The sequence below is a fragment of the Pseudomonas deceptionensis genome (genome assembly GCF_900106095.1).
Lineage (GTDB): Bacteria > Pseudomonadota > Gammaproteobacteria > Pseudomonadales > Pseudomonadaceae > Aquipseudomonas > Aquipseudomonas deceptionensis.
Genome location: NZ_FNUD01000002.1, coordinates 4,072,825 through 4,093,564 on the forward strand (window position 1 = coordinate 4,072,825; position 20,740 = coordinate 4,093,564).

Genomic DNA, 20,740 nt, shown 5'->3' on the forward strand with positions numbered 1-20,740 from the left:
ATGAACGCCTACTTGCACTGTTTGTCACACACGCCGCTGGTGGGCTACGTCGACCCGGCACCTGAAGTGCTGGCCGAAGTGGACAGCATGATCCGCGAAGCCCGCGAACGCATCGCCCGCTTCGACCCGCAACTGATCGTGCTCCTGGGGCCCGATCACTACAACGGCTTCTTCTACGACGTCATGCCGCCTTTTTGCATTGGCATGGCTGCCGATGCCATCGGTGATTTCGACACGGCAGCCGGCCCCCTCGACGTGCCCAAAGCGCTGGCCGAAGCCTGCGCACAAGCGGTCATGGATGCCGGGATAGACACCGCCGTGTCCTATCGAATGCAAGTGGATCACGCCTTTGCCCAACCGCTGGAGCTGCTGCTGGGCGGGTTGCGCACCTGCCCGGTGATTCCGGTCTTCATCAATTCGGTGGCTGTGCCCCTGCCCGGTTTCAAGCGTGCGCGCTTGCTGGGTGAGGCCATCGGCCAATGGGCCAAGTCACTGGACCTGCGCGTGCTGTTTCTGGCGTCCGGAGGCCTGTCCCATCAGCCTCCAGTGCCCGAACTGGCCAAGGTCGATGCGCGCATGGCCGACCGCTTGATGGGCAGCGGCCGCCAGTTGCCCGCCGATGAACGCGCCGCACGCCAGCAGCGGGTCATCGAGGCCGCCCGGCACTTCGTCGAAGACCAGAACTCCCTGCATCCGCTCAATCCGGTCTGGGACCAACAGTTTCTCGACACGCTGGAGCAGGGTCGCTTGAGCGACCTCGATGCGCTGGGCAATGACGCGCTGTCGGCGCTGGCCGGCAAGTCAACCCACGAGGTGAAAACCTGGGTCGCCGCGTTCGCAGCACTGTCCGCCTTTGGCCCTTACCAAACCGAAGGCCGCTACTACCGCCCGATTCCCGAATGGATCGCAGGCTTCGGCGCCCTTGGCGCACAGCCGCTGAACACCCCCCTTTGAATTCAAGGAACACTGCCATGACTGCCACTGCCAGCGTATTTACTGAAGCCTCGACCAGCCGCTTTGCCCGTATCAAGGAAGGCGACCTGGACCTGCAATTGCACTACAACGACGTCGGCCAGGGTGCCGAGACCGTGGTCATGCTCCACGGCTCCGGGCCCGGCGCCAGCGGCTGGGCCAACTTCAACCGCAACATCGAACCGTTGGTGACGGCCGGTTACCGGGTGATCCTGCTCGATTGCCCGGGCTGGGGCAAAAGTGACCCGGTGGTGAGCGAAGGCTCACGCTCGAACCTCAATGCTTCGGCGCTCAAAGGCCTGCTCGATGTGCTGGACCTTGACCGGGTACACATCATCGGCAACTCGATGGGTGCCCACAGCACCGTAGCCTTCGCTCTGGAAAACCCCGAGCGCATCGGCAAACTGATCCTCATGGGCGGCGGCACCGGCGGCCCGAGCGCGTTTGTGCCCCAGCCCACCGAAGGCATCAAGCTGATCGGTGCGCTGTACCGCGAGCCGACCATCGAGAACCTGAAAAAAATGATGAGCGTCTTCGTTTTCGACGCCAGCAGCCTGACCGAAGAACTGTTCCAGACCCGTCTGGATAACCTCCTGGCGCGCCGCGACCATCTGGAAAACTTCGTCAAAAGCAGCACCCTCAATCCCAAGCAGTTCCCCGACTTCAGCCATCGCCTGCACGAAATCAGCGCCGAAACCCTGCTGGTCTGGGGGCGCGAAGACCGCTTTGTGCCGATGGACACCGGCCTGCGCTTGCTGGCTGGCCTGCCTAAAGCGCAGTTGCACGTGTTCAACCGCTGCGGCCACTGGGCGCAGTGGGAACACGCCGACACCTTCAACCGCATGGTGCTGGACTTCCTGACCCACTGATGACCGAGACCGCCATGAATCCGACTCCCGAAACACTGGCCCAACTGGCCGCCGACCTGCGTCACGCCGAAACTCACGGCAACGCCATCGCACCGCTGCGCGAGCTGATCGGTGAAGACAACGCGACAGCCGCCTACACCATCCAGCAGCTCAATGTCGCCCACGGCGTCGCCAACGGGCGCCGGGTAGTGGGCCGAAAAATCGGCCTGACCAACCCCAAGGTGCAGGCGCAGCTGGGCGTGGACCAACCGGACTTCGGCACCCTGTTCGCCGACATGTGCTACGGCGACAACCAGACCGTGCCCATCGATCGCGTGTTGCAACCCAAGATCGAGGCGGAAATCGCCTTGATCCTCAAACATGACCTGCCCCACTCCGACACCACCTTCGACGAAGTCATGGCCGCCACCGGCTGGGTGGTCCCGGCCCTGGAAATCGTCGGCAGCCGTGTGCAGCAGTGGAACATCCGCTTTGTCGACACGGTGGCCGACAACGCCTCCAGCGGCTGCTACGTACTCGGCGGCCCGGCCCGCCGCATCGAGGGGCTGGACTTGCGCAATGCGGGCATGCGCATGACCCGCAATGGTGAAGAGGTTTCCAGTGGCAGCGGCGCGCAATGCCTGGGCCATCCGCTCAATGCGGCCGTGTGGCTGGCTTGCACCATGGCGCGCCTGGGCAATCCGCTGCAAGCGGGCGACATCATCCTGACAGGCGCACTGGGGCCGATGGTGGCCGTGGCCGCCGGTGATCGTTTCGACGCGCATATCGAAGGCATCGGCAGTGTCGGTGTGGACTTCTCGCAACACAGCAGCGCCGAGTAATCGGCGACTTGCGTGCAAATGAGGCAACAATAATGAACAAGAAACTCAAGGTCGCCATCATCGGCTCCGGCAATATCGGCACCGACCTGATGATCAAAATCCTGCGCAATGCCCGGCACCTGGAAATGGGCGCCATGGTCGGTATCGACCCCGCCTCCGACGGTCTGGCCCGTGCTGCCCGCATGGGTGTTGCAATCACCCACGAAGGGGTTGAAGGCCTGACGCGCATGGACGTGTTCAAGGACATCGACTTCGTGTTCGATGCCACCTCCGCCGGTGCCCATGTCAAGAACGACGCCTTTCTGCGCGCCATTAAACCCGGCATCCGCCTGATTGACCTCACCCCGGCTGCCATCGGCCCGTACTGTGTGCCGGTGGTCAATCTGGAGCAGAACCTCGACCAGCTCAACGTCAATATGGTGACCTGCGGCGGGCAGGCGACCATTCCGATGGTCGCCGCCGTGTCCCGTGTGGCCAAGGTGCATTACGCCGAAATCGTCGCGTCGATTGCCAGCAAATCTGCCGGTCCGGGCACCCGCGCCAATATTGACGAGTTCACCGAAACCACCTCCAAGGCCATCGAAGTGATTGGCGGTGCAACCAAGGGCAAGGCGATCATCGTGATGAACCCGGCCGAGCCGCCGCTGATGATGCGCGACACCGTTTTTGTGCTCAGCGAAGCGGCCGACCAGGCGCTGGTCGAAGCCTCCATCGTCGAAATGGCCGCCGCTGTGAACGCCTATGTGCCGGGCTATCGCCTCAAGCAGAGCGTGCAATTCGATGTGATCCCTGAAGACGCACCGCTCAACATTCCCGGACTGGGCAGGTTTTCCGGCCTCAAGACGTCGGTGTTTCTTGAAGTCGAAGGCGCCGCCCACTACTTGCCGGCCTACGCCGGAAATCTCGACATCATGACCTCCGCAGCCTTGGCCACCGCCGAGCGCATGGCGCTGTCGATGCTCAACGCCTGAGGGGAAAACCATGAACGGTAAAAAGATCTACATCAGCGACGTCACCCTGCGCGACGGCAGCCACGCGGTGCGCCACCAGTATTCGTTGCAGAACGTGCAAGACATCGCCCGCGCCCTGGACAAGGCCCGCGTCGACGCCATCGAAGTGGCCCACGGTGACGGCCTTCAGGGTTCGAGCTTTAACTACGGTTTTGCCTCCCATACCGATCTGGAGTGGATCGAAGCGGCGGCGGACGTGATCAGCCACGCAAAAATCACCACCCTGCTGTTGCCCGGCATCGGTACGGTTCACGACCTCAAGGCCGCATACAACGCCGGGGCCCGGGTGGTGCGCATCGCCACCCATTGCACCGAAGCCGACGTATCGAAGCAGCACATCGAATATGCCCGCGAACTGGGCATGGACACCGTGGGCTTCCTGATGATGAGCCACATGATCCCGGCCGAGCAGCTGGCGGCCCAGGCCAAGCTGATGGAGAGCTACGGCGCGACCTGCGTGTACATGGCCGACTCGGGCGGAGCGATGAATATGCAGGACATTCGCGATCGCTTCCGTGCTTTCAAGGCCGTGCTCAAGCCTGAAACCGAAACCGGCATGCATGCTCATCACAACCTGTCGCTGGGCGTGGCCAACTCGATTACAGCGGTTGAAGAAGGCTGCGACCGGATCGACGCCAGCCTCGCGGGCATGGGCGCCGGGGCCGGTAATGCCCCGCTGGAAGTGTTTATCGCCGCCGCCGAGCGCCTGGGCTGGAACCACGGTACGGACCTTTACACGCTGATGGATGCGGCGGATGACATTGTTCGACCGTTGCAGGATCGCCCGGTGCGGGTCGACCGCGAGACCTTGGCGCTGGGTTATGCCGGCGTGTATTCGAGCTTCTTGCGCCACGCCGAAATCGCTGCGGCCAAGTACGGGCTCAAGACCCTGGACATCCTGGTCGAGCTGGGCAAACGGCGGATGGTGGGCGGTCAGGAAGACATGATCGTCGACGTGGCGCTGGACCTGCTCAAACGCTAAAGCCTCCTGTAGCCGCTGCCGCAGGCTGCGATCGAGCCCGAAAGGGTCGCGCTTGTCCTGGAGCGAAGGTCCCTCGGACCTTATCGCAGCCTGCGGCAGCGGCTACAGGTCGTGCGCATCAGACGCACCTATTCATAACAACAATAAAACGGGTACAGCCCATGACTTCACTCAATCTGCAAATGGCCCGCACCATCGGCCTGTGTTTTCTCGTCGCCCTCATGGAAGGCCTCGATCTACAGGCCGCAGGGATCGCGGCTCAAGGCATGGCTGCCGCGTTCGAACTGGATAAATTACACATGAGCTGGGTGTTCAGCGCCGGCATTTTCGGCCTGTTGCCCGGTGCGTTCGCGGGTGGATGGCTGGCTGACCGCATTGGCCGCAAACGGGTGCTGATGGCCTCGGTGGGGCTGTTCGGGGTGTTCTCCCTTGCCACCGCATTGGCCTGGGACTTTAACAGCCTGCTGGTCGCACGTTGCCTCACCGGCGTGGGCCTTGGCGCCGCCCTGCCCAACCTGATCGCTCTCACCAGCGAAGTGGCTGGCCCGCGCTTGCGCGGTACGGCGGTAAGCCTGATGTATTGCGGCGTACCTTTGGGCGCCGCGCTGGCCGCCATGATCGGCATCGCCGACCTGGCCGGTGGCTGGCAGGTGGTGTTCTACGTCGGCGGTGTGGTGCCGCTGCTGATCGTGCCGCTGCTGGGGCTCTACCTTCCCGAGTCGCAGCAGTTTCGCAACGTTCAGGGCGAGGCGCCCATCGGTGTGGTTCAGGGCCTGTTTCGCGATGGCGCGGCACTGCCGACTGCGCTGATCTGGGTCAGCTATTTCTTCACCCTGATGGTGGTCTACATCCTGATCAACTGGCTGCCCAGCCTGGTGATCGGCCAAGGTTTCACCGGGCGCCAGGCCAGCTGGGTGATGCTCGCCCTGCAAATTGGCGCAGCGGCCGGCACCCTGTTTCTGGGCTGGATCATGGACCGCCTGCCCGCCTGGGCCCTGTCGGCGCTTATCTATATAGGCATCCTCGTGTCACTGACTGCCCTCGGGTTGGCCAGTCATTTGCCGGGCATGCTGGCAGCGGGCTTTATCGCCGGTTTCTTTGCCACCGGTGGCCAATGCGTGCTCTACGCCCTGGCGCCCCATTTCTATCGTCCCTCCATACGCGCTACGGGCGTGGGCAGCGCGGTGGCCATCGGTCGCCTCGGTGCCATGAGCGGCCCATTGGTGGCCGGCAAGATGCTCGCGCTGGGCACCGGCACCGCCGGGGTGATGCTGGCGGCGGCGCCGGGCATCGTGATCGCGGCCGTGGCCATGTTTTACCTGTCGGTGCGGCGCAACGCAGCAGCGCCGGACTGACAACCTGCGCGTCGAAAGGCGCGCAGTGCTCCACCCCCAATAACAATAAAAGTGAACCCGCCATGCTCAAGACTGTTCTTCGGGCGCTCAGCGCCTGCACCTGCGTTTTATCCATGGGCCCCGCCCTGGCCAGTGGTTTTATCGATGACAGCCACGCTGATCTGGTGATGCGCAACTATTACTTCGATCGCAACTACGTCAATGCAACGCCCCAGGCTGCTGCCCGGGAATGGGCACAGGGGTTTATCCTCAACCTGCGCTCGGGCTATACCGAAGGTCCGGTCGGGTTTGGCCTGGACGCCCAGGGTTTGCTCGGCGTGCGCCTGGACTCCTCGCGCGCACGCACCGGCACCGGCCTGCTGCCCTACAACGCCACCACCCGCGAACCTGCCGATGAGTACTCGGAGCTGGGGCTGACAGCCAAGGCCCGCGCCTCGAAAAGCGAGCTGCAACTGGGCACCATCAGCACCTTTTTGCCGATCGCATTCGCCAGCCCTACCCGCCTGCTGCCGCAAACGTTTCGCGGCGCGTATCTGAAGTCTCAGGACATTGACCAACTGACGCTGCACGTCGGCTGGCTGGACCGCATCAACCTGCGCGACTCTACCGACTACCAGAAAATGTCGGTCGGCTCGCCCAATGGCCGCTTCAATGGGGCGGCCCAGTCGAACCGCTTCATGTTTATCGGCGGTGACTACGCCTGGTCACCGCACCTGACCCTCAAGTACTACCACGCTGAACTGGCGCAACTGTACCGCAAGGATTTTTACGGCCTTGTCGATAATCGACCGATGGGCCCCGGCAGCCTGAAAAGCGATTTCCGCCTTTTTGTCACTGGCGAAGACGGCGCAGCCAAAGCCGGAACGGTGGACAACCGCAATGCGGCGCTGATGCTGACCTACAGCCTGGGCGCCCATAAATTCGGCGCCGGTTACATGCAACTGACCGGCAAGACCGGCATGCCGTATCTGTTTGGCACCGAACCGCTGGTGATCACCGAAGGCACCCTGAGTTCCGAGTTCCTGAACCCCAAGGAGCGCAGCTGGCAGGTGCGCTATGACTACAGCTTTGCCGGGATGGGCGCGCCGGGCCTCAACGGGATGCTGCGCTACGTGAGCGGTGACAATATCGAGCTGGCCCGATTCGGCGGCTCGAACCTGAGCGAGAGTGAAAAGGACATCGAGGTCTCGTACGTGCTGCAGAGCGGACCGCTCAAGGACCTCTCGCTGCGGTTGCGCAACGCCTGGTACCGCAACGATTTCACGGCACAGGCCAGCCACCGGGATGACAACGAACTGCGGGTCAATATCGATTACACCTGGAAGCTGTGGTGACGATTTACGACAACAATTGCGACATGGGCTGGCTGAGCAGGCAGGACTTTAGATAAGCTCTGCCACCCCCATCAGCAACCAGCGGTAAGCGCATGATTGAAGTCACCGAGGTTTCCATAGCCCAACTGCGCGCCGCGCTCGAATCCGGCCAAACCACGGCGGTCGAGCTGGTGCAGGCCTATCTCGCACGGATCGACGCCTACGACACCCCGCACACCCCTACCGCGCTCAATGCGGTGGTGGTGCGCAACTCGCAGGTGCTGATCGAGGCTCAGGCATCCGACGCCCGCCGGGCCAAAGGGCAAACCCTGAGCCCGCTGGATGGTATCCCCTACACGGCCAAGGACAGTTACCTGGTCAAGGGCCTGACCGCAGCGTCGGGCAGCCCGGCCTTCAAGGACCTGCTTGCCTGCCGCGATGCGTTCACCATCGAACGGCTGCGCGGTGGCGGTGCGATCTGCCTGGGCAAAACCAACATGCCACCCATGGCCAACGGCGGGATGCAGCGCGGTGTTTATGGCCGTGCCGAAAGCCCGTACAACGCCGACTACCTCACGGCCCCCTTTGCTTCGGGTTCGTCCAACGGCGCAGGCACTGCCACGGCGGCGAGCTTCTCGGCATTCGGCCTGGCGGAAGAAACCTGGTCGAGCGGACGCGGCCCGGCCTCCAACAATGGCTTGTGTGCCTACACGCCTTCACGCGGTGTGATTTCGGTGCGCGGCAACTGGCCGCTGACGCCGACCATGGACGTGGTGGTGCCGTTTGCCCGAACCATGGCCGACCTGTTTGAAGTGCTTGATGTGGTGGTCGCGGACGACCCTGACACCCGCGGCGACCTGTGGCGGCTGCAACCCTGGGTGCCGATCCCCGACGCCAGCGCGGTTCGCCCCGAGTCTTATCTGGCACTGATTGCCAATGCCGACAGCCTGGTCGGCAAGCGTCTGGGTGTACCGCGTATGTACATCAATGCAGACCCGGATGCGGGCACCTCTGAATCGCCGGGTATTGGCGGGCCGACAGGGCAACGCATTATCACCCGGGCCTCGGTGATCGACTTGTGGGAACAGGCGCGCAAGGCCCTTGAAGCGGCTGGCGCGCAGGTGATCGAAGTGGATTTCCCGCTGGTGTCCAACTGCGAGGGTGATCGCCCGGGGGCACCGACGGTATTTACCCGGGGCCTGGTGTCCAAGGAGTTCATGCATCACGAGTTGTGGGACCTTTCAGCCTGGGCGTTCGATGACTTCCTGCAGGCCAACGGTGATCCCAAACTCAACCGCCTGGCCGACGTCAATGGCGACCTGATCTTCCCGCACGACCCTGGCACCCTGCCAAACCGCGAAGATGATCTTGGTGCCGGCATGGACGAGTATGTGCGCATGGCCAAGCGCGGGATTACCCCGTGGGACCAGATCCCTACGCTGCAAGACGGCTTGCGCGGGCTTGAACAGACGCGCCGGATCGACCTTGAAGACTGGATGGACCGCCTGGGGCTCGATGCCGTGTTGTTCCCGACCGTGGCCGATGTAGGGCCGGCGGATGCGGATGTCAATCCGGTGTCTGCGGACATCGCCTGGAGCAATGGTGTGTGGGTGGCCAACGGCAACCTGGCCATTCGGCATTTGGGTGTGCCTACGGTCACCGTGCCGATGGGCCTGATGGCGGACATCGGCATGCCGGTGGGGCTGACCTTTGCCGGGCGCGCCTATGATGATTCGACGTTGCTGCGCTTTGCTTCGGCGTTTGAGGCTACGGGCTCCAAGCGAGTAATTCCGCCGCGTACGCCGCCGTTGTCGGGCGGTTAACAGAAAGATCTCGTCAGCGGTCACCACCTGACCGCTCTGTAGCCGCTGACGAGTAGAACGAGGCTGCGATCGATCGCGAAGCGGTCGCAAAACCGGTACACGCGGTTTACCTGATTAACTGTAGAAGCCGACTTTACGACTGCTGCGCAGCCGATCGCAGCCTCGCGGAGCGAGTCAGCGGCTACAGATTCGTCGCCTGGCTCGCGTCGTAATCCGCTCTGTAGCCGCTGACGAGTAGAACGAGGCTGCGTTCGATCGCGTAGCGGTCGCAAAACCGGTACACGCCGTTTACCTGATTAACTGTGGAAGCCGACTTTACGACTGCTGCGTCGCAGTGGCGCACCAAACCGATCGCAGCCTCGCGGAGCTCGTCAGCGGCTACAGATTCGTCGCCTGTCTCGCGTCGTAATCCGCTCTGTAGCCGCTGACGAGTAGAACGAGGCTGCGATCGATCGCGAAGCGGTCGCAAAACCGGTACACGCGGTTTACCTGATTAACTGTGGAAGCCGACTTTACGACTGCTGCGCAGCCGATCGCAGCCTCGCGGAGCTCGTCAGCGGCTACAGATTCGTCGCCAGTCTCACGTCGTAATCCGCTCTGTAGCCGCTGACGAGTAGAACGAGGCTGCGATCGAGCGCGTAGCGGTCGTAAAACCGGTACACGCGGTATGCCTGATTAACTGTGGAAGCCGACTTTACGACTGCTGCGCAGCCGGACGCAGCCTCGCGGAGCTCGTCAGCGGCTACAGATTCGTCGCCTGTCTAGCGTCGTAATCAACTCTGTAGCCGCTGACGAGTAGAACGAGGCTGCGATCGAGATGGTGCGCAACTGCGACGAAGCGGTCGCAAAACCGGAAATTACTCAGTTAGCCGCTCTGAACAGTAAGCATGGCAATAGAGGCCTAACACCCCACCTGCTGAGGAACTTTAATCTTTGTGCCTTTAACCAATAACGGCACACCGGGATACACGTTGAATGACTCACTGGCTTTACCATCAACAGTCACGTCTTTCACCGCAAAACGCGTCGTACCCGAAGCGTAAAAACGCGCGCCATCCGCTTCACATTTAACCGTTAACGTTGACGTTTCTTTCTGCGGCATATGCCGAATCAGTGAGCTAAAGGCAAGGTTGACCACCACATTGCCCGCCACGCTGGTTTGCTTGGGGTCGATGAGGTTGACCACCGGTTTTACTTCCAGGCGGTAAACCTGTTCCTCTTCGATAGAAACCAGAGGCTTGATGGTGATTTTCTTGCTCTGTCCTGGGGCCAGCATCATCTTGAAAGGTGTGGCATAGAGCTTGGGTTGCGTCACCTGGACGATAGATTCCAGCCGTTCATCCTCAAACTCGACCCCTGGATTGAACAGGCGCGACAGCGAGATGGAGACAAACTCGGGGCGCTCGCCGTCGTTGGAAATGTCGAGCGTTACAGGCTTATCCGATACCTCAGTGACCGCCGGCGTGACGTTGATCACGGCCGACGCTGGCGATGCTAGAACAAGCCCGCACAGAACAAAAAAAAGGCCGTTAGTAAATGGTTTCATAGGTTTCTCGTAATAACTGAAGCATACCCTTGTGGCCTGGGCATGCCTGTTAACAGCAGGCGAACCTTAAAGGTTAGAAATTACCGGCTCGAAGGTCAGGGATAACACACCCGTGTAGGTGCCGACGGTTTCCCTGAACGTACCAGCCGGTGGATAAGCCGAGATGGAGAGGCCGTAATAGCCGATGGAATCCACACCCGCCACGCCCTGCACGGGATTTTTAAAGACTGTCGGTGTTGCGACTGCCAGGGTTTTTGGCGCCTGGCCTTCTGCGTTCAGCTCCACGATGGGTTGCAGGAAGACTTTCGAGGCATTACTGGCGTTGCGTATCACCAAGGGCTGATCCAGGCGCACCTGAAAATCCCTGTTGGTGGAGACAACTTTCAATCGGGCTTGCACCGCATAGGCGGAGTCCAATCCACCCGACTGTGACATTTTCAACCCCTGGTCAAACCATCCGCCCGTATCGCTGGTCACGAAAAAGTTGTTTTGTTTACTGACCGTGGCGGTAATTGTGCTGGTGACTTTACCTTGCAGATCGATATCCACCGCAAAGGCCACGGCCGGCAGAGTGCCCAGGACGGCCAGCAGGCTAGCCAATGCTACGTTGTTCATGTGTTACTCCGATTGAGGATTAATCCTTGAAGTTGCCAAGTTCTGGTAAATCACCATGCCGTATCCGACGCTGACCGACAGGGGCGCCAACACGCCGTCTGGACCTTGCACTTGTACGGTCACGTGCTCTCTGGGCCTGAAGGTCACGCGCCACACCTGATTGCTGTCAGGTGTACCCAGGGTTTTGATGTTCATCCGGTACTTTTGCCCCGGCGCCAGCACCAATCGGGTAGGCGTCACCAGCAAACCGGGTTTGGGCACCTGACTGATCGCCAGCAACTGCTCCGGTTTCTCACCGGGGTTGAGAACCAGGGCTTGCTCTACATCCAGATACAGGGGGGAGTCCCCGGTGTTCTGGGCGTAGAGCGCGCCTTGAAGTTGCTCGGGCACAAAGCGTAATTCAGGGGGCGAAAGTTTCAATACTCCCGCCGCCATGCCATTTAACGGGCTGATACATAACCAGCCCAACAGCAAGGCCACGGGAAATTTTATATACCTGCCCACTTAAGGTTTCGCGACAACAGTGAAGGTCAATATATCGCTGTAAGCACCCGCTTTTACCGTTTTGTCAGGTTGAGCATTGAAGGTAGGTGTGAAGCACGTTCGCCCCCCTGCATCCAACGAAAACAAACGATTTAGAGTATTGGGCAAAAATACGGCATCGGTGCTACTTTTGAGAGTTAATGTATAAGGAACCGTTTGCGAACTGTCTTCCAGGCTCTTTAGCAGATAACGACCGTTCGCCGACAAGCCATTGCTATTCGTCGCATTAATTAAATATCTCTGACTGGTGAGCGCCGTTACCCCCTCATAGTTGAAACACAACTGGTCTTTGGTCGCTGGTAACGCCAAGACAGTTTCTTCACCCGCTGGCAACTCACCCAGATTCCAGTCCGGTGCGGTCATGGTGACTTTGGGAAATACGGCAGGAGGAGGGTCCGTTGGGTTGCTATAATGTGGACAATTGCCTCCCTTCGTACTGGGCCCTATATAAATCCAACCTTTCTCATCTGCGACAGAGAGGCCGCCGCGAGTAGTCAGCACGTTAGCTGCGCGCACACCAATCGCAGGCCACGTGCTAATCCTGGCAATTGGTATTTTCATTACAAGCCTCGCGGAAAATGCATTCGCTTTTGACCAATTCACCCCCCCCTGCCCACCTTGAGAAAAATATAAAACATAATTATCGTCTCCATAAAGTTGGTCATTGGACTTACCATCTAATGCAGAATCTGCTATATCCTCACTATTAATTGGAGTACCGTTAGCATTATAAGCCATAAGCAAATAACCGCGAGATTGAAACGTACTGTAATCGATGCGAGCCTGTGTCGCCGCATTAAAATTTAAAGTAATTCCATAAACGTAATTAAAGCCAGTAATCTGAAAAGTACAGTCACTATAACTCGCAACAACATCACTGTACGAAACAATATGCGCTAATGCCTCTCCCGAAAAAATCAGCCCTACAAAAGCAAGGAAAGAACCTAAAGGATTTATCGAACGCTTGCGCAATAATTTAATATGGGGAGAGTTACCAGACACAACCATTCTATTCAACAGAATTCTATTTATTGACATTGTAGCACCTGCGATTTTTCATCAACCATAAACTTGAGACTCTTTGTGGCGAAGTGTTGTGGCGTCCCCGGAAACAAGGCAATTTTGGCTTTGGGTAGTTTGATACCTGCACTCTCAAGTCCCGATACCTGCACACTTATATTGCCCGTATTTTCCAGCGTCACACCGCCGTCTTTGCAGTGATAGGTCCAGCTCGCCTGTTGTTTGGCTGGGGGCGGCATATGCCGAACCAATACCCCGTAGCCAATGGCAACGGACATGGGCGCGGTGATTTTGTCTTTAGGCGCCTGCTCTACCTGCATGGCCCGTACCGGCACGATATACAGGCGGTACAAGGTCTCGGCCTCGGGCTCGACCAGCGACTTGAGGCTGATAGCGCGGCTCTGCCCCGCCCCCAATGTGAGTTTGTCAGGGCTGGCTAGCATGCCCGGATGCGTCAGGGCACTCAGCGGCTGTTTTATTTCCGGCGACACTCCGGGGTTCATCACCTTTTGCAAGCTGATGGACAAATACAGCGGCTCGTCACCGAGGTTTTTAACGTTCACCGAGTGCTCGTGATTGTTGTAAACCTTGAGGGTGGCCGGCATGACCATCAACTCGCCTTCGGCCTGGGCCAGGCTTGAGCCAAGGCACATCAGGCTCAGCACTATCGTACGTAACTTCATAAAAGTTTCCTGTCAGGTTGTGCGCTTACTTGCACAAGTAATGGCTAGGCTGCACCGGCTTGGACAGATCACAGGTGTAACGCCCCCCCGCCCCTTCGACCGAAATATTCGCCAGCACTGCTTTGCTGCTGATCGAGAACAGGCCATTGGCATAGGCCGTGTCCCCGGTCTCGTGAATGGTGCCGCCCACCGGCTTGCCAGCCGCGTCCACCAATATGCCGCTGTAAACCATGTTGATATCCACCTTGGCCTTGGCGTTGTAAACCTGGCCTGGATGAGCGCGGATAATGTTCGCCGGTACTTCGATGTTCATGTCCATGTTTTCGCTGTCACTGCTGACACGAGCAAAGGGCACATCGCTGTACTGGTTAACTGGCACGGCATAGGTACCGTCGCCCGCAACCGGCTGACCTTCCACTTTGAAGCCGTAAGGCGTTTCACCCAGCGCAGGTGTTTGCAGAAGCATGGCGCTGCCGTTGCTGTAACGCCCCAGGGCAATGCCATCTGCGTTCGCAGCAAACATGCCGCGGTAGTTGAAGTCGACGTTACTGGCCGAATCACTGTGCCCCAGGTTAAGGGACGCATCGCCACGGGTACCTGCACGGCTGCCATAAGCGTTGAAGCTGTTGGTGCTGTCTACGCGGCTGACCGTGACACCGGTCGAAGTGGTGCCAAAGTTGTCGTCATAGTCCTTGCGATAGTCGCCACTCAACTGGGTTTTACCGCCGTACTGGGCCGCACGCACGCTGGCTTGCGACTTATCGAGCATCCAGGTCATGTTCAAGTAAACGGTGTAGTCGCTGTCACCGGGCATGGCGTTGGCTTTTTGCACGCCCAGGGCGAAGGTCGACCATAAACCGTTGGGTTTGTAGTTCCAGCGTGCTTCAAGTTGCTGGGTCTCCCCACGACCATAGTCCCGGTAGTTGTAGCCCAGCGTGACGCCGGCAATGTTTCTGCTGTAAGAAAGGCTGGAGCTGGGGGTGCCGTAATAAAAACGCGAGACGTCGGTGTTCTGATACCTGCTGAGCATCAAGTTGCCCAGTACCGGGTCGTTCATGCTCAGGTTGAAGTAACCGCCCGTGCCATTCTCGCCGCTCAACACACCCACTGTTGGGTCAACACTCAGCGTGCCAAAAGAGGAAGGTCGGGTGACGTTGACTTCAGAGGCCCAATCAGAGTCTTCACCGGAAACAGCCGCGGCGTTTAAATAGAACTGGCTCATATTGCGGCTGATGGCGGCTTCTAGCAGTTGCCCGCCCTCGTCCATATCCTGCCCCGCCGTGACGCGCCAAGAGTTTGCACCGCCGAAGTTCAGGTTGTTGATGTCCTGGGTCTGCTCGCTGATCAAATTACCGTTGCGATCGACCAGGCGAATCTCGACAGGGTAGTAGCCCCCGGGCAAGTCCATAAAGCTGACTTCGTTACGCCCCAGAATGGCCGGGCGTTTAAGAATCAGGCGACCATTGCGGTAAAACTCGTAGTTACCTTCGGCCGTAGAAAACAGCACCAGCGAGCCCACGTCCCGGTCGCTGCGCATATAATCCTGGCTGCCCAGGGTAATAAACTGGTCGAAACTGGGCGACAGCACCGTACTGACTGAACCCGAGCCATAGTCGATACTGTTTTGCTTACCGGCACGCACATAGGTGTCGGCAAAGTTCTTCTGCAGGTAATAGGACGAAACGCCCTGGTCACGGCTGCTTTGACCACGGTTTTGGCTTCGGTTAGCGTACCAGTTCATATAGCCAAAACTGCGACCCGGCAAGCCAAGCCAGGTGGTGCCGTTCAAGTTGAAAGCACTGTAGCTTTCAGATGAACCCCGCATATCCAGAGACTGATTATTGATCAGCCCCCACGTAGTATCAGGCGCAAGAAAATCTTCGCGCGTGGAGAGAATCTTTAGCGTGCGACGTGCCTTGTCCAGGGTGACGTAATGATCAGCCACCTTCAGATCACAACCCTCCTTGCATTGCTTATAGTCAATTTTTGACAGCACCTCTTCGATAACGCGCCGATCTTCAGCGTCAATACCATTATCCGCATACTGACGCGCATCAAATACAAGGGCATTTCCAGACACTGAATAACTGATAAAACCAGGCAATGTCTTACCATTGTAAGTAGCGACATACTTCGCCGTATTATCCATCTCAACCGTACTGAAACCTTCAGGCACCCCATAAGATATCTTTACTTCAGCCAAGGTATGTGAAGAAAAAGCCGTAACAATACAAGCCGCCAATATATGCAACTGAAAGGGAATCTTATGGGTGAACATCCTGATCTTCCGTCACTGGAAAAGAAGAGCCCCTTACGGGGCCCTGGGCATTTGATGGGAACTAATGCCGGCGTTACGGAGCTGGAGTTGGCTCGAACAGCATGACCAGGTCACCGCTGTAGCTACCATTGGTGCTTACGGTGCCTACCTTGGTAGGTGCGTTTACACTGACAGCCAGTTGGTGAATCTGGTCATAGCCGCCAACACCGGCAACGGTTTGATCAACGGTCAGCGCACTACCGTAAGTCAGAGGTTTTGCGTTCAAGCTCACAGCAGCGTTGGTCATCTCATAAGCGCCGTTGGACATTTTCAGTGGCTGGGCCAACGTGACGTTAAAGTCGTCAGCAGAGCTCCAAACACGCACAGGCAGTGTTTTCGAGAACGAAGTTTGAGTGTGGTTGTTTGCAGCCAACTCTTCGGTGCCGTACCAGGTTGAACCGTCTGCCTTGGAAACGAACAGCGTGTCGTTAATCTGTGCAGTCAGGGTGATCTTCTTGGACACAGTGTTATCTGCAGCCTGCGCCATACCAACCAATGCGCCGCTCAGGCCAAGAGCAATCAAAGCAACTTTAAAGTTCATCTTATATATCCAAGGTAGGGAAAATGTCGCCAAACAGATCATGCATCAAGCATTAGATATGGTTGGCAGTTGTTCATTAAAGGCAGTTCCTACTGCCTGACAAAATAATGACATGACCGCCCCCATTCAACCATAAGACGAATCTTAATGAGCCCCCACCTTCAACAAAATGACAGGACCTTCATAATATTAAACGCCCCCCTGCTCACGACAGGCCAATATGCAAATTATTACCTGACTTTAAGGATTGTCTTATATGCAACAGCGTGTGCCAAACATACAGTATCGGAATGAAACTGAAAATGTACTTGCACGCCATAAACCCTCTTCTTTCATCGCCTCATTCGGCAAGACGCTTATTATGGGCAGTGGCTACCATACTGTTGGCAGGGCTGCTGGCCGGGGTCTATAACTTTTTGCTCTTTACGTTCAATACCGAGTTATCCCAACGTCGCGGGTATATGAGCAGTGCCATTGCCGAAGCCCATACCTTTTTCACCACCCGCCAGGCGCTGCTGGAAAGCATCAGCCTTTCGGCGACGCGTCAGCCGCAAGGTGAGTTTGTATCGGTCTCCGCTGAAGAAATTCATTTACTCCTGGGGCCCTCACCGCAACAGCAATGGAGCCTCTGGCTGACTGAGCGCTTGCGTGATTATATGAAAGAGAAACAGGTCAACCTGGTTTACGTCAGCACAGGTGCCAACGCCAAAGTATCCCGCCTTTATAACGCCACCGATGCCGTGAGCGGTTTTTCCGAAACCATCCTGCGCCAGCTTGAATCCCTGAAACACGATGACAGTGCACTGCTCGATGAGCTGTGGTTATCCGAGCAGAACAGCCCCCATGCCCGGCTGTATATTTTTATCCGCCTGGATGAGCGCGACCCTCAATCCGGCTGGCTGGGGCTGGAAATGGATTCCGGCGAAGTCTCGACGGCCCTGAGTGATCAGAGCGCCGGGCAATTTATGATGCTCAACTCGCAGGGCTCTTTGCTGTTCACCAACAGCCTTGTGCATGCATTGGGTGACAGGCTGTTGCCGCTGCAAGACCAGAACTTCTTCGGCCTGGTCGGTAGCCGGTGGTGGCCGGATCATGTGGTTATCCGCAAACAACTCAAGTCGTCTGACTGGCAGTTGGTGTACTTCATCGACTTGCGTTCAGTCATGCTGTCGTTATGGCCGCAGTTGCTGGGGGCACTGCTGTTTTGCCTGATCAGCCTGACGTTGGTGTGGCTGTTGATGCGGCGCCTGGAGCAGCGCTTTATCGCCCCCACGATTCATCGCATCCAGGCGCTGGTCGAAAGCGAGCTGTTCAGCCGCGACGTGATTCAGACCGCACCTGTGGCGCTGTGTGTGCTGCGTCGCAGCGATGGCCAGGTGGTGCTGGAAAACACCCTGGCCCAACAATGGATGGGCCAGGGCGGTGAACGCGAAGCGTTGAGCGCCACCTGGATACAGCGCGCCTTCGGCAGTGCCGAGCCAGAGCTTACCGACTACTTTGAAACGGCCGACGGCCGCCACTTGTATTTAAGCTGTGCACCGACCCGCTATAGAAGCGAGGACGTGCTGCTGTGCGCCTTCAGCGACATCAGTACTCGCACCCAGATTGAAACAACGCTGCAACAGGCACGGCAAATAGCAGAAGCTGCCAACGAAGCCAAAACCCTGTTCCTGGCCACCATGAGCCATGAGATTCGCACACCGTTACATGGGGTGCTGGGCACGCTGGAACTGCTGGGGCGCACTCAACTGGACCCCCAGCAAAAGGATTATCTGCATGCTATCGAAAGCTCCTCCGCCACGTTGTTACAGCTGATTTGTGACGTACTGGATGTATCAAAGATCGAAGCAGGGCAACTGGCGCTGGAACTGAGCGAGTTCTCTGTGCTGGAACTGGCTCAGGAGGTTGTTCAAGCCTATGCCGCCGCTGCACAGCGCAAGGGGTTGAAACTCTACGCCTGCTATGACCCCAAGTTGCCGGACCGGGTTATAGGTGATGTGGCGCGCATTCGCCAGGTGCTCAACAACCTGTTGAGTAACGCCGTGAAATTCACCGACTCCGGCCGAGTGGTTCTGCGCTTGAGCCTGCAGAGTCGTGAAGGTGAACGGGCCAGTCTGTTGTGGCAAGTTTCAGACACGGGCAGAGGCATTCCACAGGCCGCGCAGCCTTTTATTTTCGAGCCGTTCTACCAGAGCGAAGGCAGCACCCATGGGGTGGCTGGCACCGGCCTTGGCCTGCCGATCTGCCTGCGTTTAATCCAGTTAATGAATGGCAGCATCCGCATGGTCAGTGAAGTGGGCCTGGGCAGCAGTTTTTCCCTCAGCCTGCCTTTGGAGGTGCCAGCCACCAGCGGCTTGTCAGCGGCCCTGCCCGAGCTGCTGCCGGAAACCATCCATGTGGTTTCACCTGTGCGTGAACTGGCCGAGACCGTCAGCGGTTGGCTGCGCAAGTGGGGCGCGCGCCCACAAATCGGCCACCCTGCGCACCACCAGGGTGATACAGCCGCTGTTTTGCTTGAGTTACACCCAGGCTCCCTTGAGCAACGGCTGGAACCTGACTGGGATGGCCCGGTAGTGCTGGCCACTGGAGACGGCAACCACGAACCACAGATCATTGACGGCACATGGAAGGTCAACCTCAATCATTTAAAAGCCATCCATCAAGCCGTCGGCGAGGCACAGGGTGTGCAGGTGCTCAAACCCAACAAGCCCAATGAAATAAATGAATTGAAAAGGCTCAACCTGAAGATCCTGGTAGCCGAAGACAACGTGATTAATCAATTGATTATGAGCGCACAGCTGGAAAAACTCGGCTGCTGCGTCGAGCTGGCCTCCAATGGCGAAGAAGCACTGTCCATTTGGCACAAAGGAAAGTTCGATTTGCTGATCACCGACGTCAATATGCCCAAAGTCAACGGTTATGAACTGACCCGCCTGCTCCGCAGCCAAGGTTGCCTGTCACCGATCATCGGCGCCACCGCCAACGCCATGCTTGGCGAAGAAGAACTCTGTCTTGGGGCCGGAATGAACCACTGTCTGGTCAAACCTTTCAACTTGCAGGCCTTGTTTAACTGCCTTGCGCCTTACGAAGGAGCAGCCCATGAAACCCTTTAGCATTTTGATTGTTGAGGATCATCCTTTTCAGCGGATGTATTTACAGAACCTGTTCAGCGAGTTGGGAGACTTTTATCTGGAGTGTGCACAAGACGGCGCACACGCCCTGGCCTGCCTGCAACGGCATAATTACGATTTAGTCCTCACCGATCTGCTGATGCCTGGCATGGATGGTGTGCAGTTCATCCAGAAGCTGGCAGCCCTGCGCTCACGACCTGCCCTGGCAATCATGAGCTCGTCCTCACGACGCATGCTGATGGCCGCAAGCCTGGTTGCCCGCAATCTGGAGGTCAACGTCATCGGGCTGATTTCAAAGCCGGTGCGGGCCAGCGCCCTGCGGGATCTGATCGACCAGCTCATGAGGCTGCGAGATAAAACGCCACCGGCACCCCTTGCCGATATTGACCGCCAGTCACTGATTGACGCACTGGACAACGCAGAGTTTGAGGCCTGGTTTCAGCCCAAAAAAGCATTGGCCAATGGCCGCATCGTGGCTGCCGAAGCACTGGTGCGCTGGATACATCCCGAACACGGGGTGCTGTTACCCGGGGTGTTTCTGCCCGCACTGAGCACCTTTAATCTGGAGGAACGCCTGTTATGGCTGATGCTTGAACAAGGTATCGAGGCCCAGGCGCAATGGGCCAGGCAAGGCTATGACATACCTGTGTCGATCAACCTGCCTACCCACCTGCTTAACAGCGATGACCTTCCCGATCGTATTCACGCGTTCGTTCTGCGCCACAACGGTGTGCCGGAAAAAGTGTTCTTTGAGTTGATGGAGTGCTCAACCCCTCAACAAATGAGTAGCTTTTATGCGGGTGCTTGCCGGTTACGGATCAAGGGGTTCGGGCTGTCACAAGACGACTTCGGCAAAGGTTACAGCTCCTACATCAACCTGGTCTCGACCCCTTTTACCGAGCTCAAGATCGACCGGGCGCTGGTGCGCGGCTGCAGTGAAAATGAAGAGCTGGCGCAAGCCTTGACCAGCATCGTCGGGCTTGGACGGCAACTGGGCCTGACCGTTGTCGCGGAAGGTGTAGAAACAGCGCAAGAACTTGCCTTTTTGCACAAGATCGACTGCACTCAGGTCCAGGGCTTTTTGATCTCCCACGCTGTCTCTAGCGACTTGTTTGCGCAGTTGTTGACTCATGATGGCCCGGCAAGCGCATTTTAGGCGCTTGAGGGTTTTTTGAAGGTTAACTCTTTTGTACGAATCG

General features: G+C 58.1%; 17 protein-coding genes. 10 read left to right on the forward strand and 7 right to left on the reverse strand.

The features are described from left to right. From mhpB to BLW11_RS18750, 8 genes are all read left to right on the forward strand, one after another. The gene (mhpB, locus tag BLW11_RS18715) at window positions 1-954 is read left to right on the forward strand and encodes a 3-carboxyethylcatechol 2,3-dioxygenase (protein ID WP_048360934.1); all 954 of its coding nucleotides are present in this window, start codon (window positions 1-3) and stop codon (window positions 952-954) included. A gap of 17 nt (window positions 955-971) precedes the next feature. Then, the gene (locus BLW11_RS18720; protein WP_048360933.1) at window positions 972-1,841 is read left to right on the forward strand and encodes an alpha/beta fold hydrolase; all 870 of its coding nucleotides are present in this window, start codon (window positions 972-974) and stop codon (window positions 1,839-1,841) included. Window positions 1,842-1,855: 14 nt separating this feature from the next. Beyond that, window positions 1,856-2,662 carry a 2-keto-4-pentenoate hydratase gene (mhpD, locus tag BLW11_RS18725; protein ID WP_048361078.1) on the forward strand — a complete coding sequence of 269 codons (807 nt, stop codon included), beginning with the start codon at window positions 1,856-1,858 and terminating at the stop codon, window positions 2,660-2,662. 32 nt (window positions 2,663-2,694) lie between these two features. Next, a complete protein-coding gene (locus tag BLW11_RS18730) occupies window positions 2,695-3,633 on the forward strand; it encodes an acetaldehyde dehydrogenase (acetylating) (protein WP_048360932.1) in 939 nt (312 codons plus the stop codon). Window positions 3,634-3,643: 10 nt separating this feature from the next. Beyond that, complete coding sequence (gene dmpG / locus BLW11_RS18735; RefSeq protein ID WP_046808984.1) at window positions 3,644-4,654, forward strand: 4-hydroxy-2-oxovalerate aldolase; 1,011 nt, start codon at window positions 3,644-3,646, stop codon at window positions 4,652-4,654. 161 nt (window positions 4,655-4,815) lie between these two features. Further along, entirely contained in the window at window positions 4,816-6,009 is a 1,194-nt protein-coding gene (mhpT, locus tag BLW11_RS18740) for a 3-(3-hydroxy-phenyl)propionate transporter MhpT (RefSeq protein ID WP_048360931.1), read from the forward strand. Between the two features lie 62 nt (window positions 6,010-6,071). After that, entirely contained in the window at window positions 6,072-7,343 is a 1,272-nt protein-coding gene (locus tag BLW11_RS18745) for an OprD family porin (RefSeq protein WP_082136268.1), read from the forward strand. A gap of 92 nt (window positions 7,344-7,435) precedes the next feature. Further along, window positions 7,436-9,145: an amidase gene (locus BLW11_RS18750; protein WP_048360929.1), complete on the forward strand. Its 1,710-nt coding sequence runs from the start codon at window positions 7,436-7,438 to the stop codon at window positions 9,143-9,145. A gap of 901 nt (window positions 9,146-10,046) precedes the next feature. Here BLW11_RS18750 and BLW11_RS18755 read toward each other — a convergent pair. From BLW11_RS18755 to BLW11_RS18780, 7 genes are all read right to left on the reverse strand, one after another. Continuing rightward, a complete protein-coding gene (locus BLW11_RS18755; protein ID WP_048360928.1) occupies window positions 10,047-10,691 on the reverse strand; it encodes a hypothetical protein in 645 nt (214 codons plus the stop codon). A 66-nt stretch (window positions 10,692-10,757) separates the two neighbouring features. Then, window positions 10,758-11,306: a hypothetical protein gene (locus BLW11_RS18760; RefSeq protein WP_048360927.1), complete on the reverse strand. Its 549-nt coding sequence runs from the start codon at window positions 11,304-11,306 to the stop codon at window positions 10,758-10,760. A 3-nt stretch (window positions 11,307-11,309) separates the two neighbouring features. Continuing rightward, window positions 11,310-11,726, reverse strand: coding sequence for a hypothetical protein (locus BLW11_RS18765; RefSeq protein ID WP_206540735.1), 417 nt, complete (start codon window positions 11,724-11,726; stop codon window positions 11,310-11,312). An 84-nt stretch (window positions 11,727-11,810) separates the two neighbouring features. Further along, the gene (locus tag BLW11_RS23925) at window positions 11,811-12,851 is read right to left on the reverse strand and encodes a hypothetical protein (protein ID WP_139272572.1); all 1,041 of its coding nucleotides are present in this window, start codon (window positions 12,849-12,851) and stop codon (window positions 11,811-11,813) included. 26 nt (window positions 12,852-12,877) lie between these two features. Further along, window positions 12,878-13,552 carry a pilus assembly protein gene (locus BLW11_RS18770; protein ID WP_048360926.1) on the reverse strand — a complete coding sequence of 225 codons (675 nt, stop codon included), beginning with the start codon at window positions 13,550-13,552 and terminating at the stop codon, window positions 12,878-12,880. Window positions 13,553-13,577: 25 nt separating this feature from the next. Further along, entirely contained in the window at window positions 13,578-15,497 is a 1,920-nt protein-coding gene (locus tag BLW11_RS18775; protein WP_206540734.1) for a TcfC E-set like domain-containing protein, read from the reverse strand. Between the two features lie 406 nt (window positions 15,498-15,903). Further along, window positions 15,904-16,410, reverse strand: coding sequence for a CS1 type fimbrial major subunit (locus BLW11_RS18780; protein ID WP_048360925.1), 507 nt, complete (start codon window positions 16,408-16,410; stop codon window positions 15,904-15,906). Between the two features lie 290 nt (window positions 16,411-16,700). Between BLW11_RS18780 and BLW11_RS18785 the strand changes: the two genes are divergently transcribed. Both BLW11_RS18785 and pvrR read left to right on the forward strand, forming a co-directional pair. Further along, window positions 16,701-19,523 (forward strand): ATP-binding protein, encoded by a 2,823-nt coding sequence (locus BLW11_RS18785; protein ID WP_048360924.1) that lies wholly within the window; start codon window positions 16,701-16,703, stop codon window positions 19,521-19,523. Beyond that, entirely contained in the window at window positions 19,510-20,697 is a 1,188-nt protein-coding gene (pvrR, locus tag BLW11_RS18790) for a response regulator cyclic di-GMP phosphodiesterase PvrR (RefSeq protein ID WP_048351615.1), read from the forward strand. The genes BLW11_RS18785 and pvrR overlap by 14 nt, the downstream gene beginning before the upstream one ends. The last annotated feature ends 43 nt before the right edge of the window (window positions 20,698-20,740 follow it).

What these genes read in the sequence shown, in the direction of transcription:
- mhpB (WP_048360934.1), top strand. Translation starts at nt 1, where the DNA reads ATGAACGCCTACTTGCACTGTTTGTCACACACGCCGCTGGTGGGCTAC.
- BLW11_RS18720 (WP_048360933.1), top strand. Translation starts at nt 972, where the DNA reads ATGACTGCCACTGCCAGCGTATTTACTGAAGCCTCGACCAGCCGCTTT.
- mhpD (WP_048361078.1), top strand. Translation starts at nt 1,856, where the DNA reads ATGAATCCGACTCCCGAAACACTGGCCCAACTGGCCGCCGACCTGCGT.
- BLW11_RS18730 (WP_048360932.1), top strand. Translation starts at nt 2,695, where the DNA reads ATGAACAAGAAACTCAAGGTCGCCATCATCGGCTCCGGCAATATCGGC.
- dmpG (WP_046808984.1), top strand. Translation starts at nt 3,644, where the DNA reads ATGAACGGTAAAAAGATCTACATCAGCGACGTCACCCTGCGCGACGGC.
- mhpT (WP_048360931.1), top strand. Translation starts at nt 4,816, where the DNA reads ATGACTTCACTCAATCTGCAAATGGCCCGCACCATCGGCCTGTGTTTT.
- BLW11_RS18745 (WP_082136268.1), top strand. Translation starts at nt 6,072, where the DNA reads ATGCTCAAGACTGTTCTTCGGGCGCTCAGCGCCTGCACCTGCGTTTTA.
- BLW11_RS18750 (WP_048360929.1), top strand. Translation starts at nt 7,436, where the DNA reads ATGATTGAAGTCACCGAGGTTTCCATAGCCCAACTGCGCGCCGCGCTC.
- BLW11_RS18755 (WP_048360928.1), bottom strand. Translation starts at nt 10,691, where the DNA reads ATGAAACCATTTACTAACGGCCTTTTTTTTGTTCTGTGCGGGCTTGTT.
- BLW11_RS18760 (WP_048360927.1), bottom strand. Translation starts at nt 11,306, where the DNA reads ATGAACAACGTAGCATTGGCTAGCCTGCTGGCCGTCCTGGGCACTCTG.
- BLW11_RS18770 (WP_048360926.1), bottom strand. Translation starts at nt 13,552, where the DNA reads ATGAAGTTACGTACGATAGTGCTGAGCCTGATGTGCCTTGGCTCAAGC.
- BLW11_RS18780 (WP_048360925.1), bottom strand. Translation starts at nt 16,410, where the DNA reads ATGAACTTTAAAGTTGCTTTGATTGCTCTTGGCCTGAGCGGCGCATTG.
- BLW11_RS18785 (WP_048360924.1), top strand. Translation starts at nt 16,701, where the DNA reads ATGAAACTGAAAATGTACTTGCACGCCATAAACCCTCTTCTTTCATCG.
- pvrR (WP_048351615.1), top strand. Translation starts at nt 19,510, where the DNA reads ATGAAACCCTTTAGCATTTTGATTGTTGAGGATCATCCTTTTCAGCGG.